The sequence below is a fragment of the Microbacterium sp. BH-3-3-3 genome (assembly GCF_007679045.1).
GTDB classification, from domain to species: Bacteria; Actinomycetota; Actinomycetes; order Actinomycetales; family Microbacteriaceae; genus Microbacterium; species Microbacterium algihabitans.
This window is the reverse complement of record NZ_VEFS01000004.1, coordinates 1-13,926: the sequence shown is the minus strand read 5'-3', so window position 1 is coordinate 13,926 and position 13,926 is coordinate 1. Positions and strand designations below refer to the sequence as shown.

15 protein-coding genes and 1 pseudogene are annotated in these 13,926 nt (G+C 71.1%); 8 read left to right on the top strand and 8 right to left on the bottom strand.

The window, feature by feature from the left end:
• Nucleotides 1–44: 44 nt before the first annotated feature.
• Nucleotides 45–527, bottom strand: a complete 483-nt coding sequence (locus FS769_RS12295) for a CarD family transcriptional regulator (RefSeq protein WP_056229249.1) — start codon at nucleotides 525–527, stop codon at nucleotides 45–47.
• A gap of 181 nt (nucleotides 528–708) precedes the next feature.
• Here FS769_RS12295 and FS769_RS12290 point away from each other — a divergent pair, with 181 nt between their 5' ends.
• Nucleotides 709–1,272: a DNA modification methylase gene (locus FS769_RS12290; RefSeq protein WP_144833838.1), complete on the top strand. Its 564-nt coding sequence runs from the start codon at nucleotides 709–711 to the stop codon at nucleotides 1,270–1,272.
• A 67-nt stretch (nucleotides 1,273–1,339) separates the two neighbouring features.
• Here the strand turns inward: FS769_RS12290 and FS769_RS12285 are convergent, their stop codons facing one another.
• A complete protein-coding gene (locus FS769_RS12285) occupies nucleotides 1,340–2,023 on the bottom strand; it encodes a response regulator transcription factor (protein ID WP_144833836.1) in 684 nt (227 codons plus the stop codon).
• Nucleotides 2,020–3,231, bottom strand: a complete 1,212-nt coding sequence (locus tag FS769_RS12280) for a cell wall metabolism sensor histidine kinase WalK (RefSeq protein WP_144833834.1) — start codon at nucleotides 3,229–3,231, stop codon at nucleotides 2,020–2,022. The genes FS769_RS12285 and FS769_RS12280 overlap by 4 nt, the downstream gene beginning before the upstream one ends.
• A gap of 171 nt (nucleotides 3,232–3,402) precedes the next feature.
• On the opposite strand from FS769_RS12280, the gene phoU reads away from it, so the two are divergent.
• Nucleotides 3,403–4,086, top strand: coding sequence for a phosphate signaling complex protein PhoU (phoU, locus tag FS769_RS12275; protein ID WP_144833832.1), 684 nt, complete (start codon nucleotides 3,403–3,405; stop codon nucleotides 4,084–4,086).
• Between the two features lie 57 nt (nucleotides 4,087–4,143).
• On the opposite strand, the gene FS769_RS12270 is transcribed toward phoU, so the two are convergent.
• Nucleotides 4,144–4,890: a phosphoglyceromutase gene (locus FS769_RS12270; RefSeq protein WP_144833830.1), complete on the bottom strand. Its 747-nt coding sequence runs from the start codon at nucleotides 4,888–4,890 to the stop codon at nucleotides 4,144–4,146.
• A 59-nt stretch (nucleotides 4,891–4,949) separates the two neighbouring features.
• On the opposite strand from FS769_RS12270, the gene FS769_RS12265 reads away from it, so the two are divergent.
• Complete coding sequence (locus FS769_RS12265; RefSeq protein WP_144833828.1) at nucleotides 4,950–5,738, top strand: class I SAM-dependent methyltransferase; 789 nt, start codon at nucleotides 4,950–4,952, stop codon at nucleotides 5,736–5,738.
• Nucleotides 5,739–5,740: 2 nt separating this feature from the next.
• Here the strand turns inward: FS769_RS12265 and FS769_RS12260 are convergent, their stop codons facing one another.
• The 4 genes from FS769_RS12260 to FS769_RS12245 form a co-directional block, all read right to left on the bottom strand.
• Nucleotides 5,741–6,850, bottom strand: coding sequence for an aromatic acid exporter family protein (locus tag FS769_RS12260; protein WP_144833826.1), 1,110 nt, complete (start codon nucleotides 6,848–6,850; stop codon nucleotides 5,741–5,743).
• Entirely contained in the window at nucleotides 6,847–7,935 is a 1,089-nt protein-coding gene (locus FS769_RS12255; RefSeq protein ID WP_144833824.1) for a folate-binding protein YgfZ, read from the bottom strand. Before FS769_RS12255 ends, FS769_RS12260 begins: the two co-directional genes overlap by 4 nt.
• A gap of 2 nt (nucleotides 7,936–7,937) precedes the next feature.
• On the bottom strand, nucleotides 7,938–8,537 hold the full coding sequence (locus FS769_RS12250) for an FABP family protein (RefSeq protein WP_144833822.1): 600 nt from the start codon (nucleotides 8,535–8,537) through the stop codon (nucleotides 7,938–7,940).
• A 133-nt stretch (nucleotides 8,538–8,670) separates the two neighbouring features.
• Nucleotides 8,671–8,961, bottom strand: a complete 291-nt coding sequence (locus FS769_RS12245) for a hypothetical protein (RefSeq protein WP_144833820.1) — start codon at nucleotides 8,959–8,961, stop codon at nucleotides 8,671–8,673.
• Between the two features lie 117 nt (nucleotides 8,962–9,078).
• On the opposite strand from FS769_RS12245, the gene FS769_RS12240 reads away from it, so the two are divergent.
• From FS769_RS12240 to FS769_RS12220, 5 genes and pseudogenes are all read left to right on the top strand, one after another.
• Entirely contained in the window at nucleotides 9,079–9,771 is a 693-nt protein-coding gene (locus tag FS769_RS12240) for a winged helix-turn-helix domain-containing protein (RefSeq protein ID WP_144833818.1), read from the top strand.
• Nucleotides 9,772–9,838: 67 nt separating this feature from the next.
• Nucleotides 9,839–12,007 (top strand): RNA degradosome polyphosphate kinase, encoded by a 2,169-nt coding sequence (locus tag FS769_RS12235; RefSeq protein ID WP_144833817.1) that lies wholly within the window; start codon nucleotides 9,839–9,841, stop codon nucleotides 12,005–12,007.
• Nucleotides 12,004–12,942, top strand: coding sequence for an NUDIX domain-containing protein (locus tag FS769_RS12230; RefSeq protein WP_144833815.1), 939 nt, complete (start codon nucleotides 12,004–12,006; stop codon nucleotides 12,940–12,942). The genes FS769_RS12235 and FS769_RS12230 overlap by 4 nt, the downstream gene beginning before the upstream one ends.
• The gene (locus FS769_RS12225; RefSeq protein ID WP_144833813.1) at nucleotides 12,939–13,445 is read left to right on the top strand and encodes a 4-phosphopantetheinyl transferase; all 507 of its coding nucleotides are present in this window, start codon (nucleotides 12,939–12,941) and stop codon (nucleotides 13,443–13,445) included. The genes FS769_RS12230 and FS769_RS12225 overlap by 4 nt, the downstream gene beginning before the upstream one ends.
• Nucleotides 13,446–13,684: 239 nt before the next feature.
• A pseudogene (locus FS769_RS12220) lies at nucleotides 13,685–13,926 on the top strand (HNH endonuclease); the annotation flags it as partial.

Genomic DNA, 13,926 nt, shown 5'->3' with positions numbered 1-13,926 from the left:
CGACGGGGACGGGGCGTCAGCGCGGGGGTCCCGGCGCCGGAGCGTCAGGACGCGAGGACCTCGTCGAGCACGACGCTCGCGCGGTCTTCGTCGGTCTTCTCGGCCAGAGCCAGCTCGGAGACGAGGATCTGACGCGCCTTGGCCAGCATGCGCTTCTCGCCGGCCGACAGGCCGCGGTCCTGATCGCGGCGCCACAGGTCGCGCACGACCTCGCTGACCTTGATCACATCGCCCGACGCGAGCTTCTCGAGGTTCGCCTTGTAGCGACGCGACCAGTTGGTCGGCTCCTCGGTGAAGGGCGCACGCAGCACCTCGAACACGCGGTCGAGACCCTCTTTGCCGATCACGTCGCGAACGCCGACCAGGTCGACGTTGTCAGCAGGGACCTCGATGACGAGGTCTCCCTGGGTGACGTTGAGCTTCAGGTATTTCTTCGTCTCGCCCTTGATAACGCGTTCCTTGACCTCGATGATCGTGGCCGCGCCATGGTGCGGGTAAACGACGGTCTCGCCAACCTCAAAAAGCATGGAGTTATGTCCTTTCGGCAACATCCAGGATACCACAGGCCCGCATGCGCTAAGGTTCCGCCCACCCGGGGCCCCTCCCCCACCCGCACGCGGAGCGACCGTGGACGTGCGCGCGGGAACGGCCGCGCAGCGCGGACCCCGTAGGATGATCAGGATGCCGTCCGTCGATCTTGGAGGATCCGTGAAAACGCGCCTGATCGCGTCCGTCGCCCTGGGTGCCGCTGTCCTGGTGGGCACGACCGGGTGCAACCTCATCGCCCCCCAGGCGACCACCATCCCGTACTCGGCGTCCGACGGCGTGAACGTCCCCGCAGACTCCGGCCCCCTCGACGTGCGTAACGCGCTCATCGTCGTCGACGAAGAGGGCACGACCGGCAACCTCGTCGCCGCCGTCGTCAACTCGACCTCCGACCCGCTCACGCTGCGCGTCGAGGTCGGCGAGGGCTCCTCGGCCGTGCGTTCGTCGGTGAACGTGCCGGCCAACCGCACGCTGAGCCTCGGCGACATGTCCGACGACGTCGAGCCCCTGCGTCTCGACGGCATCGACGCCGCCCCCGGCACCACGGTGCCCGTGTACTTCCAGTCCGGCGACGGCCAGGGCGCCCTCATCCAGGTGCCCGTGCTCGACGGGGCCCTCGAATATCTGTCGACGCTCGCGCCGACCCCGCAGCCCTCGGGCTCGCTGACCCCGGTCGGCGGCCTGCCGACGGTGACGCCGACGCCCAGCGCGACGCCCGCCTCCTGAACGCACGCGAAGGCGCCGACGGTGATCCGTCGGCGCCTTCGTCGTTCCCGCTGAGCGGGGCCCGGGCTCAGGCCTCGAAGCGGTAGCCCAGGCCGCGCACCGTCACGAGCATGACCGGCTCGCTCGGGTTGCGCTCGATGCGCGAGCGGATGCGCTTGATGTGCACGTCGAGGGTCTTGGTGTCGCCGAAGTAATCGGTCCCCCACACCCGGTCGATGAGCTGACCGCGGGTGAGCACGCGACCGGCGTTGCGCATGAGCACCTCGAGGAGCTCGAACTCCTTGAGGGGGATGCTGATCTCGCCTCCGTCGACGGCCACCGTGTGCCGGTCGATGTCGAGCACCACGCGACCGCCCGAGAGGACGCGGTCGTCGAGGCCGGCGTCGTCGGGTGTGCGTCGCCGCAGCACCGCGCGCATGCGGGCCAGCAGCTCGCGAGTCGAGTAGGGCTTGGTGACGTAGTCGTCGGCGCCGAGCTCGAGACCGACGACGATGTCCACCTCGGAGTCCTTGGCGGTCAGCATGATGATCGGCACCTGCGAGGTCAGCCGCAGTTGACGGCAGACCTCGGTCCCGGGCATTCCCGGCAGCATCAGGTCGAGCAGGATGATGTCGGCTCCGCGCTCGCGGAAGGCGGCGAGGGCGAGCGCGCCGTCTTCGGCGATCTCCACCTCGTAGCCTTCGCGGCGCAGCAGGTAGGCGAGCGGGTCGGCGAGATCGGGCTCGTCCTCGACGATCAGAACGCGGGTCATGCGGTGTCTCCCTTCGCGGGTACGGGTGTCGTCGAGGTCTTGCGGGACTTGCGACGGGGCTTCGGACGAACGGTGTCGAGGTCGGGTGCCTCGGTCATCGGCAGTCGGATGGTGAAGGTCGATCCCCGCTCGGGGCGCGACCACAGCCGCACCTCGCCGCCGTGGCGCTGCACGGCGTGCTTGACGATCGAGAGGCCGAGGCCGGTGCCGCCCGTGCGACGCGAGCGCGCCTGGTCGGCCCGGTAGAAGCGCTCGAACACACGGTGCTGGTCGGTCTCGGGGATGCCGATGCCGCGGTCGGTGACGGCGATCTCGACCACGGTGTCGTCGAGCTTCACGCCCACGCCGACCTTCGAGCCCTGCGGCGAGTAAGCGATGGCGTTGGCGACGAGATTGCCGAGCGCCTCGGTGAGGATCTGCGGCTCGCCGCGCACCCACAGCCCCTTGGTGCCGCCGCGCACGACGGTGACCTGGGCGGCGTCGGCCTGCACGGTATAGGCCTCGAGGGCAGCGGTGACCACCTCGTCGATCGAGACGTCGCGCACATCGCGCAGCTCGTCCGAGGCCTGCAGGCGCGAGAGGCTCATGATGCGGTTGACGAGCGACGCCAGCCGCGTGACCTCGGCCTGCATGCGCGAGGCGAAGTGCCGCACCTGGGCGGGGTCGTCGGCGGCCGACTCGATCGCCTCGGCGAGCAGGCCCACGGCGCCGACGGGGGTCTTCAGCTCGTGACTGGTGTTGGCGACGAAGTCGCGGCGCATCTCCTCGACGCGCTCGCGCTCGGTGATGTCGCGCAGCACGAGGAGCGTCAGCCGGGCCGAGATCGGCGTCGCGCGCACGGCCACGAGTCGGGCCTCGGCCGGCGCCGCACCGCGACGCAGACGCAGGTTCTCGCTGATGCCGGATCCGGTGTCGCGGGCGACGCGCGCCACGCGCTTGAGCTCCTCGGCCGCGATGACCTCGCCGGCGTGCACGCCGAACACCTCGGCCGCGGGTGACAGCGCCAGCACCGTCGACGACGTGTCGCAGACGAAGGCGGGGTCGTCCATCGCGTCGAGCATCGCCTCGACGCCCTCGGGGACGTCGACCGCGGTCTGCGCCATCGAACGGTCGCGGGCGCGGAGGGCGCCGACCACGAGGCCGACGATCGCTGCTCCGACGAGGAGGCCGGCGAGGAGCGCGAGCAGCACGAGCTGCGTGTGTTCCATACGTTCAGCGTAGAGGGGTCGATTCGGCGTCACCGGCCGTTCACCCCCGCCACCGGCACGGCAGAGGCTACTATTCACTGTCACTGCACCACTCGTTAACCTTCGCTGGGAAGAATCCCCGAAGGCCGCGGGACTCCCTGTGCCGTGCCGCCGACGAGGAAGGTACCCGCGATGCGCGAAGTATTCCACCAGTCCCTCGAGGACGTCCAGAGCCGCCTGGTCGAGATCGCCGACCTCGTGACCATCGCGATCGACCGCGCCACCCGTGCGTTCGGAACCAGTGACGTCTCCCTGGCCGAAGAGGTCATCGAAGCCGACGCGATCATCGACGAGAAGGCCGTCGAGCTCGACGAGCTCGCCATCGAGATCCTCGCGCGCCAGCAGCCCGTGGCCCGCGACCTGCGCATCGTCGTCACGGCGCTGCGCGTCAGCGCCTCGCTCGAGCGCATGGGCGACATGGCCGAGCACATCGCCCAGCTCGCCCGCTCGCGCTTCCCCGAGCGGGCGATCCCCAAGGGCCTCAAGAGCACCTTCACCCGCATGGGCGAGCTGGACGTCGAGGTGGCGCGCAAGCTCGCCGAGCTGCTGCGCACGCAGGACCTACGCCTCGCCGAGGCGATCCGCGACGACGACGACGCCATCGACGAGCTGCACGTGAACGTCTTCGAGAAGGTGCTGGGCGACTCCTGGAAGGGCGAGGCCACGGCGACCGTCGACGCGACGCTCGCCAGCCGCTACCACGAGCGCTTCGCCGACCACGCGGTCTCGGTCGCGAAGAAGGTCATCTACCTGGCGACCGGCGATTGGGCCGGCGCCGACGACGACAACGTCGCGGAGCCCAGCCCGGTCATCTGATCGCGAACGACGAAGGGGGCGGATGCCATGGCATCCGCCCCCTTCGTCGTTGCGGTCTCAGTGCTTGTTGCCCTGCGCGGCCACGGCGGCGGCTCCCGCGGCGGCGGCCTCGGGGTCGAGGTACTCGCCCGGGCCGAGGGGCTTCATCTCGTCGTCGAGGCGGTACACCAGCGGGATGCCGGTGGGGATGTTCAGCTCGGCGATGTCGGCGTCGCTGATGCCCTCGAGGTGCTTGACCAGTCCGCGCAGCGAGTTGCCGTGGGCCGTGACGAGCACGGTCTTGCCGGCCTGCAGGTCGGGAACGATGTCGCTGTGCCAGTACGGCAGCATGCGGTCGATGACGATCTTCAGCGACTCGGTGTCGGGCACCTCGCCGTCGATGCCGACGTAGCGGGGGTCGCCGACCTGGCTGTACTGGTCGTCGGCGGGCAGCGGCGGCGGCGGAACGTCGAACGAGCGGCGCCAGAGCATGAACTGCTCGTTGCCGAACTCCTCGAGGGTCTGGGCCTTGTCCTTGCCCTGCAGGGCGCCGTAGTGGCGCTCGTTCAGGCGCCACGAGCGCTTGACGGGGATCCACAGGCGGTCGGCCGCGTCGAGGGCGAGGTTGGCGGTCTGGATCGCGCGGCTCAGCACCGAGGTGTGCAGCACGTCGGGCAGGATGCCGGACTCGGCGAGCAGCTCGCCGCCGCGCTTCGCCTCCGCCTTGCCCTGATCGGTGAGTCGCACGTCGACCCAGCCGGTGAACTGGTTGGTCTTGTTCCATTCGCTCTGCCCGTGGCGGAGCAGGATCAGCGTGTGAGGCATGGGTCCATGCTACCGAGGCGCGCGCCTCGCACCCGAGCCCGGGCTGGCATCATGTCGGAGTGACCCCCTCGCCCGTCGGACGCCCCACCCGGGGCACGACGGGCGTCAACCGCCTGCGCCGCATCGATCGCTGGATCGCGCGGCATCCGGTGCTGCGGCGCACCGACGATCCGCTCGTAGTCGATCTGGGTTTCGGGGCGAGCGCTGTCACCCCGCTCGAGCTCCTCGCGCGGCTACGCAGTCAGCGCTCCGACGCGGAGGTGCTCGGCCTCGAGATCGACCCCGACCGCGTCGCCCGTGCGCGGGAGCAGTCCGTGGGCGTCGAGGGAGTGTCGTTCGCGCGCGGCGGGTTCGAGGTGCCGCTGCCGGGTGGGCGTCGCCCCGCGGTGATCCGCGCCCTGAACGTGCTGCGCCAGTACGACGAGGCCGACGTGGCCGACGCCTGGGCCCGCATGTGCGCGCGGCTGCAGCCCGACGGCATCCTGGTCGAGGGCACCTGTGACGAGATCGGGCGCATCGCCACCTGGGTGGAGGTGGGGGCGGATGCCGTGCCCCGGTCGCTCACCGTGTCGCTGCGGCTGGCCGAGCTCGACTCCCCCGCCGTCGCGGCCGAGAGACTGCCGAAGGCCCTCATCCACCGCAACGTCGAGGGCGAGCGCGTGCACTCCTTCGTCACGGCTCTGGAGCGCGAGTGGGTCCGCGCCGCCGTGGTCGCCCCGTTCGGTCCCGTGCACCGCTGGCGCATCGCGATGCTCGCCCTGCAGGAGGCGGGGTGGCCGCTGCTGCGCCGCGAGCGGTGGCGGCTGGGCGAGGTCGGCGTCGCCTGGCACGCGGTGGCTCCGCGCTGAGCTCAGATGCGCGGCAGCAACGACTGCGCCTCGGCGGCCGGCATGCCCGCCGCCACCATCAGGTCGACGGCGAGCGGTCGCAGCGCGGACACGAGGTTGAGCTCGCCCACACCGCCGTCGGGGAGGAGCGCGGCCGGGTCGAGGCGGCGCGCCACGGCGGCGACGGCCTCTCTCGCGACCGGCTCGATCGAGATGTCGTCGAGGCTCTCGCGCACGAGCGCCGCACCGCGGGCGAGGTCGGAGAGCAGGTCGGCCGGAACCGGGCGACTCACGCCGTCGGCGCACAGATAGGCCGCACGTCGCGCCACGACGCGGAGGTTGCGGGTGGTGAGGTCGAGGGCCGCGCGCACGCGCTCGTGCCGCTGCAGCTCGCTGCGCTGACGCCGCAGGAACGGCGAGATGCGCGCCACCTCGCGCCCCGACTCGAGCGAGCCGCTCCACGCATCGACGTAGGTCTGCAGCGACCGCGCGCGTTCGAGCGCGCGCTCCGCGCGGACGCGGTCGCCCCGTCGCAGCGCCCGCACGATGCTCGCCATCGCCGCATCGAGCGCGTCGAACAGTTCGTCGGCGTCCCGCAGCTCGGTGCGTCGCAGGGTGCGGGGAATGAGGGCGGTGACCACGAGCGCGGCGAGCCCGCCGACCGCGCCGTCGACGAGACGCAGGAACGGTGCACCGGTGACGAGCACGAGGGCGATGAGCGACTGCGTGACCGCGGCCAGGGCGAACCCCGGTTGCGGCGAGAGGAAGCGCGCGACCACGAGCGTCAGGGCCATCGCGACCGCGATCTGCCACCACCCGGCGCCGGCGAGCAGCAGCACGAGCTCGGCGATCAGGATGCCGACGAGCATGCCGGCGACCGTCTCGGCGACCCGCCACGGCCGCGCGTCGCGCACGAGCCCGAGACTCGACACGGTCACGGTGGCCGCGAGCAACGGCACGGGGTGGCCGAGCACGAAGTGGGCGAACGCGTAGGCGGCGGTGGCGGCGACGACGATCTGCGCGGCGGCCGGGAGCGACTCGCGCACCCGGAGCACCCTGCGGCGCAGCGTGGTGCGCAGCCGGGATCGGGGCACGACGACCCCGACGGTCGTCGAGGCGTCGTCGTCGGTCATTCCGCGGAGCGGCGGCGGCCCAGGCGCGGAAGACGCGGAACGGAGGCGGTCGCCCCCGCGTCGGCGGGGACGACGGTCTCCGCGGCGGCGGCGAGGGGGCCGTCGGCGGTGTCGACGATCAGCGGGACTCCCTCGGGCGCGTTGCGCTTGACCAGCGCGAGCGCGATCGGGCCCTCTTCGTGGTGCACGGCCACCGAGGTGATCGCACCGATCACGTCGTCGCCGGCGCGCACGGCGTCGCCGCGGACGGGGAGCACGTTGTCACTGCCGTCGAGCTGCAGAGCGACCACCCGACGCGGCGGGTGACCGAGGTTGTGCACCTTCGCGACGGTCTCCTGCCCGCGGTAGCAGCCCTTCGACATGTGCACCGCGGTGCGCAGCCAGTCCATCTCGTGCGGGAGCAGTCGCTCGTCGGCATCGACCGACACGCGCGGGCGCCAGGCGGCCACCCGGAGTGCTTCGACGGCGTCGAGACCCGCGACGGAGATCTCGCCGCGCGCCGCGCGCCCGACGAGGGCGTCGAATTCCGCGGCATCCAGGATCGCCTCGGCCCAGTCGCGGTCGGCTCCCGGGTGCGGATCGACGCGGGCATAGGCCCACCCGCCGGGAGACACGTCGGGCCACGGGTCGATCCAGACCGGCGCCACGGCGGGCAGCCCGCTCACCGCGGCGCGGGTGCCGCCCACCACGAAGAGATCGGCCGAGCGGTCCTGCACCTCCACCCGCAGGCGGAAGCGCATGCGCGTGAGCCAGGCGGCGAGGCCCTCGACATCCGCCGCATCGACGATCAACCAGGCGGTCTCGCCGTCGTCGACGACGGATGCCGCGTGCTCGACGCGACCCTGCGGGTCGAGGATGAGCATCTCGGTCGACACGCCCGGGGCGAGGTGCGTGAGGGCCTGCGACGACAAGGAGTCGAGCCAGCTCCGGCGGTCTTCGCCCGACACGGACACGACGCGGCGGTCGCCCAGGGGCGCGACGGCGGTTCCGGATGCCAGGCGGCGCTGCTCCGCGACGGGCGAGCCCACGTGGCGGAGGCCGCGGTCGTCGAGCACGGCTCCGGGGATCTCCGAGAGGGAGGCCATGATCACTCCGCCCGGGCGAGACGCGCCGAGGCGTGCGAGCCGAGCTCGCGGCCCAGGGCGGCGATGTCCCACGCCCACAGAAGGTGGTTGTCGACGAGGCCGTACAGCCGCGTCGCCGCGGTGTAGGTCTTCGCGCCCGAGGCGCGCACGACAGCGTCGGTGGCGAGGTCGATGCGAGGACCCTTCACCTGCCCGACGTAGAGCTCGAGAACGCCGTCGGCGTGCACGAGGCTGACCTCGATGTCGAAGCCGCCGTCGGCGTTGCGCAGGGCCTCGACGTCGTCGGCGGTGCGCTCGACGGCCGGGGCGGTGGGGGGAAGCAGGGCGGGACCGGCATCGGCGTCGCCGGCGGGGCGGGCCAGTCGCCAGTAGCCGATCTCCGACACGAGAGGACGGCGGTCGCCCGCGTCGATCAGCCAGGCGTCGGCGGAGTAGTTGAGGAACGCGCCACCGTCGTGGCTGAAGCTCACCCGGTGGGCGAACTCACCCGAGTAGGAACGACCGTCGACCTCGTAGTCGATGACGCCAGTGCCCTCCCAGACGCCGACGAGCCACGAGAGGGGGACGAGGTCGGCAGGAAGATCGGTCGGAATCTCGATCACGAGACGACCGTCAGCGCTGACCGCGGAAGAGGTTCCAGATGACTGTTCCGGACACGAAGGCGATCGCCAACGAGGCGAGGCCGAGGAGTCCCAGGAAGAACAGTTCGAGCGCGAGGAGGTCCATGGCCCAACTCTATCCCGAGACGACGGCCCCCAGCGCGAAACCGGCCGTGATGAGACCCAGCACCACCGCGGCGCCCAGGCTGCTGATCGCCATGCGCTGGATGAAGGCCTGCGAGCGGCCGTACCAGAGCTGGACGGCGAACGAGACGATCAGGCATCCGCCCAGGGCGACGCTGATCCACTGCGCGCGCCAGTGCGCGGGGGCGAGCAGGCCGATGAGCACTCCGGCGACGGCCGCGAGCACCCACACGGCGACGATGCCGCCGAACGTACGGCGCGGCGCGAGGTCGGGGGTCGACATGTCCCCATCATCACCCACGGGTGCGCTCCCGCGCACGCGGAACGCCGGTGACACGAGCGGCGCGCCGGGTCACCCTAAGATGATCGGGTGCGCGGCAGACCGCGCGGGGAGGTCTCCTTGGCTCAGCTTCTCGTTCTCAGCTCCGCCCCCGGCGGTGGCGCGGCGTTGCCCGCGCTCGAACTGCTGAGCCACCGCGTCCGCCAGATCCCGGCCGAGGCCGCCCAGCTGGTCAACGCGCCGAGTGCCGACGTGATCTTCGTCGACGCCCGCTTCGACCTCGTCGGCGCCAAGTCGCTGTGCAAGATCCTCTCCACCACCGGCATCGAGGCTCCCCTCGTGCTCATCATCACCGAGGGTGGTCTCACCGCCGTCTCGACCGACTGGGGCATCGACGACGTCGTGCTCGTGGGAGCCGGCCCCGCCGAGATCGACGCGCGCATCCGCCTGGCCATGGGTCGGCGCAGTGCGGAACAGGTCTCCACGCGCATTTCGACGTCGGGCATCACGATCGACGAGTCGTCCTACTCGGCGAAGGTGCACGGCAAGCCGCTCGACCTCACCTACAAGGAGTTCCAGCTCCTCCACTTCTTCGCCACCCATCCCTCGCGGGTGTTCACGCGCGAGCAGCTGCTCAGCGAGGTCTGGGGCTACGACTACTTCGGCGGCACGCGCACGGTCGACGTGCACGTCCGGCGCCTGCGCGCGAAGCTCGGCGATCTCGAGCAGCTCATCGGCACCGTGCGCAACGTCGGCTATCGGTTCAACGTCTACGAAGACGACCCCCAGCCCGCGGCATCCGCCCCCGCCTGAGGCCGCGACGCGGCCACGCGCACCCCGTGTTCACGCGCGTGTCACCGACCCCTGCAATGATGTGGGGATGATCGAACACGACGCGCTGGATGCCGGACTCGGCGACGCCGACGACGACGACTTCGACGAAGCCGTAGAAGTCGAAGACGACCAGCTGCCCGACCACCGCTACCTCGACCGCGAGTTGAGCTGGCTGGCGTTCAACCAGCGCGTCCTCGAGCTCGCCGAAGACCCCACCGTCCCGGTGCTGGAACGCGCGAACTTCCTCGCGATCTTCGCCAGCAACCTCGACGAGTTCTTCATGGTGCGCGTGGCCGGCCTGAAGCGTCGCATCGTCACGGGTCTGGCCGTTCCCACCAACGTCGGTCGCGCCCCCCTCGACGTGCTCGCCGATATCTCGGCCGAAGCGCATCGTCTGCAGTTGCGCCACGCGGCGGCGTGGACCGAGAAAGTGCGCCCCGCCCTCGCCGAATCGGGCATCGAGGTCGTGTCGTGGGGCTCGCTCGACGAGCCCACCGCCGAACGCCTCACCGAGTACTTCCAGCGCAACGTCTTCCCGGTGCTCATGCCGCTGGCCGTCGACCCGGCGCACCCCTTCCCCTACATCTCGGGTCTGTCGCTGAACCTCGCGATCCGCATCCGCAACGCGCGCACCGGCCGCCAGGAGTTCGCGCGCCTCAAGGTACCCCCCATGCTCCCCCGCTTCGTCGAGATCGGCGGCGACGGGCCGGGCGTGCGCTACCTCCCGCTCGAGGAGCTCATCTCCAACCATCTCGGCGACCTGTTCCCGGGCATGGAGGTGCTCGACCACCACGCGTTCCGCCTCACGCGCAACGAAGACATGACGATCGAAGAGGATGAGACCGAGAACCTCATCCAGGCGCTCGAGGCCGAGCTGCTGCGCCGTCGATTCGGACCCCCGATCCGCCTCGAGATCACCGAGGACATGGACGAGGTCACCCGCTCGCTGCTGCTGAGCGAACTCGACATCACCGAGCAGGAGGTCTACCGCCTGCCCGGCGCCCTCGACCTGCGCGGCCTCTTCGACCTCTCGCGCATCGACCGGCCCGACCTGCGCTACCCGCCGCACGTGCCCAAGACGGCGCTGGCCTTCCAGCCGCCCGAGCAGAACGGCCGCGCCGACTTGTTCGGCGCGATCCGCAAGGGCGACGTGCTCGTGCACCACCCCTACGAGTCATTCGCGACGAGCGTGCAAGGCTTCCTCGAGCAGGCCGCCCGCGATCCGCACGTGCTCGCCATCAAGCAGACGCTGTACCGCACCTCGGGCGACAGCCCCATCGTGCAGGCGCTCATCGACGCCGCCGAGGCCGGCAAGCAGGTGCTCGCCCTCGTCGAGGTGAAGGCCCGTTTCGACGAGGCGAACAACATCGTCTGGGCGCGCAAGCTCGAGAAGGCCGGCGTCCACGTCGTGTACGGCCTCGTGGGACTCAAGACGCACTGCAAGCTCGCCCTCGTCATCCGCGAAGAAGAGGGCCGTCTGCGCCACTACAGCCACGTGGGAACGGGCAACTACAACCCCAAGACGAGCCGCATCTACGAGGACTTCGGCCTGTTCACGGTCGACGACCAGGTGGGCCGCGACCTCACGCGCCTGTTCAACGAACTGAGCGGCTACGCGATCGAGAAGAAGTTCAAGCGCCTGCTCGTCGCCCCCCTGCACCTGCGCAAGGGCCTCCTGCGGCACATCGAGAAGGAGCGCCAGAACGCCCTCGCCGGCAAGACCGCGGGCGTGCGCATCAAGGTCAACTCGATGGTCGACGAGCAGATCATCGACGCGCTGTACCGCGCCAGCCAGGCGGGCGTACCCGTGGAGGTCTGGGTGCGCGGCATCTGCTCGATCAAGCCCGGCGTCGAGGGCATGAGCGAGAACATCACGGTGCGCTCGATCCTCGGCCGCTACCTCGAGCACTCGCGCATCTTCTCGTTCGCGAACGACGGCGACACGCAGATGTTCATCGGCAGCGCCGACATGATGCACCGCAACCTCGACCGCCGCGTCGAGGCGCTCGTGCGCGTGGTCGACCCGGGTCAGGTGCGCGAGCTCACCTCGCTGTTCGACCTGGCGATGGACGACGGCACGAGTTCGTGGCATCTCGGGTCTGAGGGCGAGTGGACGCGTCACAGCGTCGACGCCGAGGGCGCCCCCCTCGTCGACCTGCAGGAGCACACGATGAGCCTGGTGCAGCGCAAGCGACGCTCGCGGACGGCGCGGTGACCGAGACCGCCGTCTACGCCGCCGGCGGTGTCGTGTGGCGCATGGTCGAGGGCAAGCTGCGGATCCTCGTCATCCACCGCACGAAGTACCGCGACGTCACCCTGCCCAAGGGCAAGGTCGACCCCGGTGAGACGCTGGCCGAGACGGCCGTGCGCGAGATCCGCGAAGAGACCGGCATCCGGGTGAGCCTCGGCGTGCCGGTCGGGGTGTCCCGGTACCGGATGCCGAGTTCGCGCACCAAGATCGTGCATTACTGGGCCGCCGAGGCCACGGATGCCGCCGTGCGCACCTCGAGCTTCGTGCCCAACAAAGAGGTCGCGGCGATCGAGTGGGTGAGCCTGAAGAAGGCGCGCAAGCACCTCAGCTACCCGGTCGACACCGAGATCCTCGACGAGTTCACGCGGATCGTCGACGAACGCGCACTGCCGACGTTCCCGATCGTGGTGCTGCGCCACGCGAAGGCCCGCTCGCGCGACGAGTGGGACGGCACCGACGCCGCCCGGCCCCTCACCCCCCGCGGACGCCGGCAGTCGCAGGCGATCGTCGGCCCCCTCCTCGCCTTCGGCGTGCGTCGGATCGTGTCGAGTCCGGCCGAGCGATGCGTGCGCACGGCGACCCCCATCGCGCAGGCGCTCGGCCAGCGCATCGTCGTGAGCGCCGCGATCAGTCAAGACGCGTGGGAAGAGGGCACCGCCGACGCGCGTGCTGTCGTCGGAGAACGCGTCCGCGCGCGCAAGCCCGTCGTCGTGGTCAGCCACGGTCCCGTGCTGCCCGACATCATGCACGAGCTGGCGTTGGCCACCGGCACCATGAGGGGCTCGTACCTCGGCAGCTCGTCGGCACTCGAGCCCGCGGCGTTCTCGGTCGTGCACGTTCCCGTCGAGCATCCCGGTGCGGGGATCGTCGCGATCGAGACGCACGAGCCGCAGGTGTGACGCTCCGTCCCGGCATCCGCGTCGTCTGGCGCGCGGTGCCCCCCGGAGTCGACCGTCGAACGGTGTCGCGCGCGGTGCTGGCGGAGCTGCTGCCGTCGGCCCGCTTCGTCTCGCGGTGTCCGTCGTGCGGCGGCGAACACGGTCGCGTGCGGGTGGAGGGGGCGGATGCCGCGGTCTCGGTGTCGTACGCGGCCGGGTGGACGGTCGTCGCGATGACGCAGGAGCATGCGGCGATCGGAGTGGATGCCGTGCCCGCCGACGCCGCGGGGCTCGAACGCGTGCTGCCGGGCGGCGCGGACGCGCTCTCGTGGGCGCGTGTCGAGGCGGTGCTCAAAGCCGACGGGAGGGGGCTCGGGGTCGATCCGGCGCGCGTGGAGATCTCGCTCGCCGCATACGGGTGGAGCGGGCGCGTGCAGGGGGCGGGGGCCGACGGTCGCGTCTGGCGGGGCGAGGATGTGAAGGCACCGACGGGCATCGTCGCGGCGGTGGCTCGCGGTGCGTGAGCGCGGGGCCCTCGCGCGATGGTCGCGCCCAGGACAGCCGGTGGGTGCACAGCGGTTTTCGGACGTGTGCGGATGCCGCGGCGGACTTCACCCGCAAGATCACCCGCTTGCCTCTGACCTGGGTTTTCAGGTCTCGTGCTCGCGGATTGCGTCCTCAACGCCCCTGGATCCGCCGAAAGTGGGTCGGATGCGCCGTGATACCCGGACTCAATGTCGGAGGTCGTCGCTAGCATGCGAACATGTCATCGGAGGCCTCGTCGACACCCGCAGGGAACGGCCCGCGTGGCCTGTCCGCGGTGCTCGCCGAGGTCCGCTCCACGGGCGCTGTGCTGGCCGCCGCGGAGGTCGCCCGCACCCGCGCTCTCGCTGAGGCCGGGCACCTCGCCCTCGACGTCCTCGCCGACCAGCGCGCGCCCGCCCGCGCCGCGCAACTGGCCCTGAGGGAGGTGGCGTCCGAGCTCGCCGCGGCCGAGAACCTCTC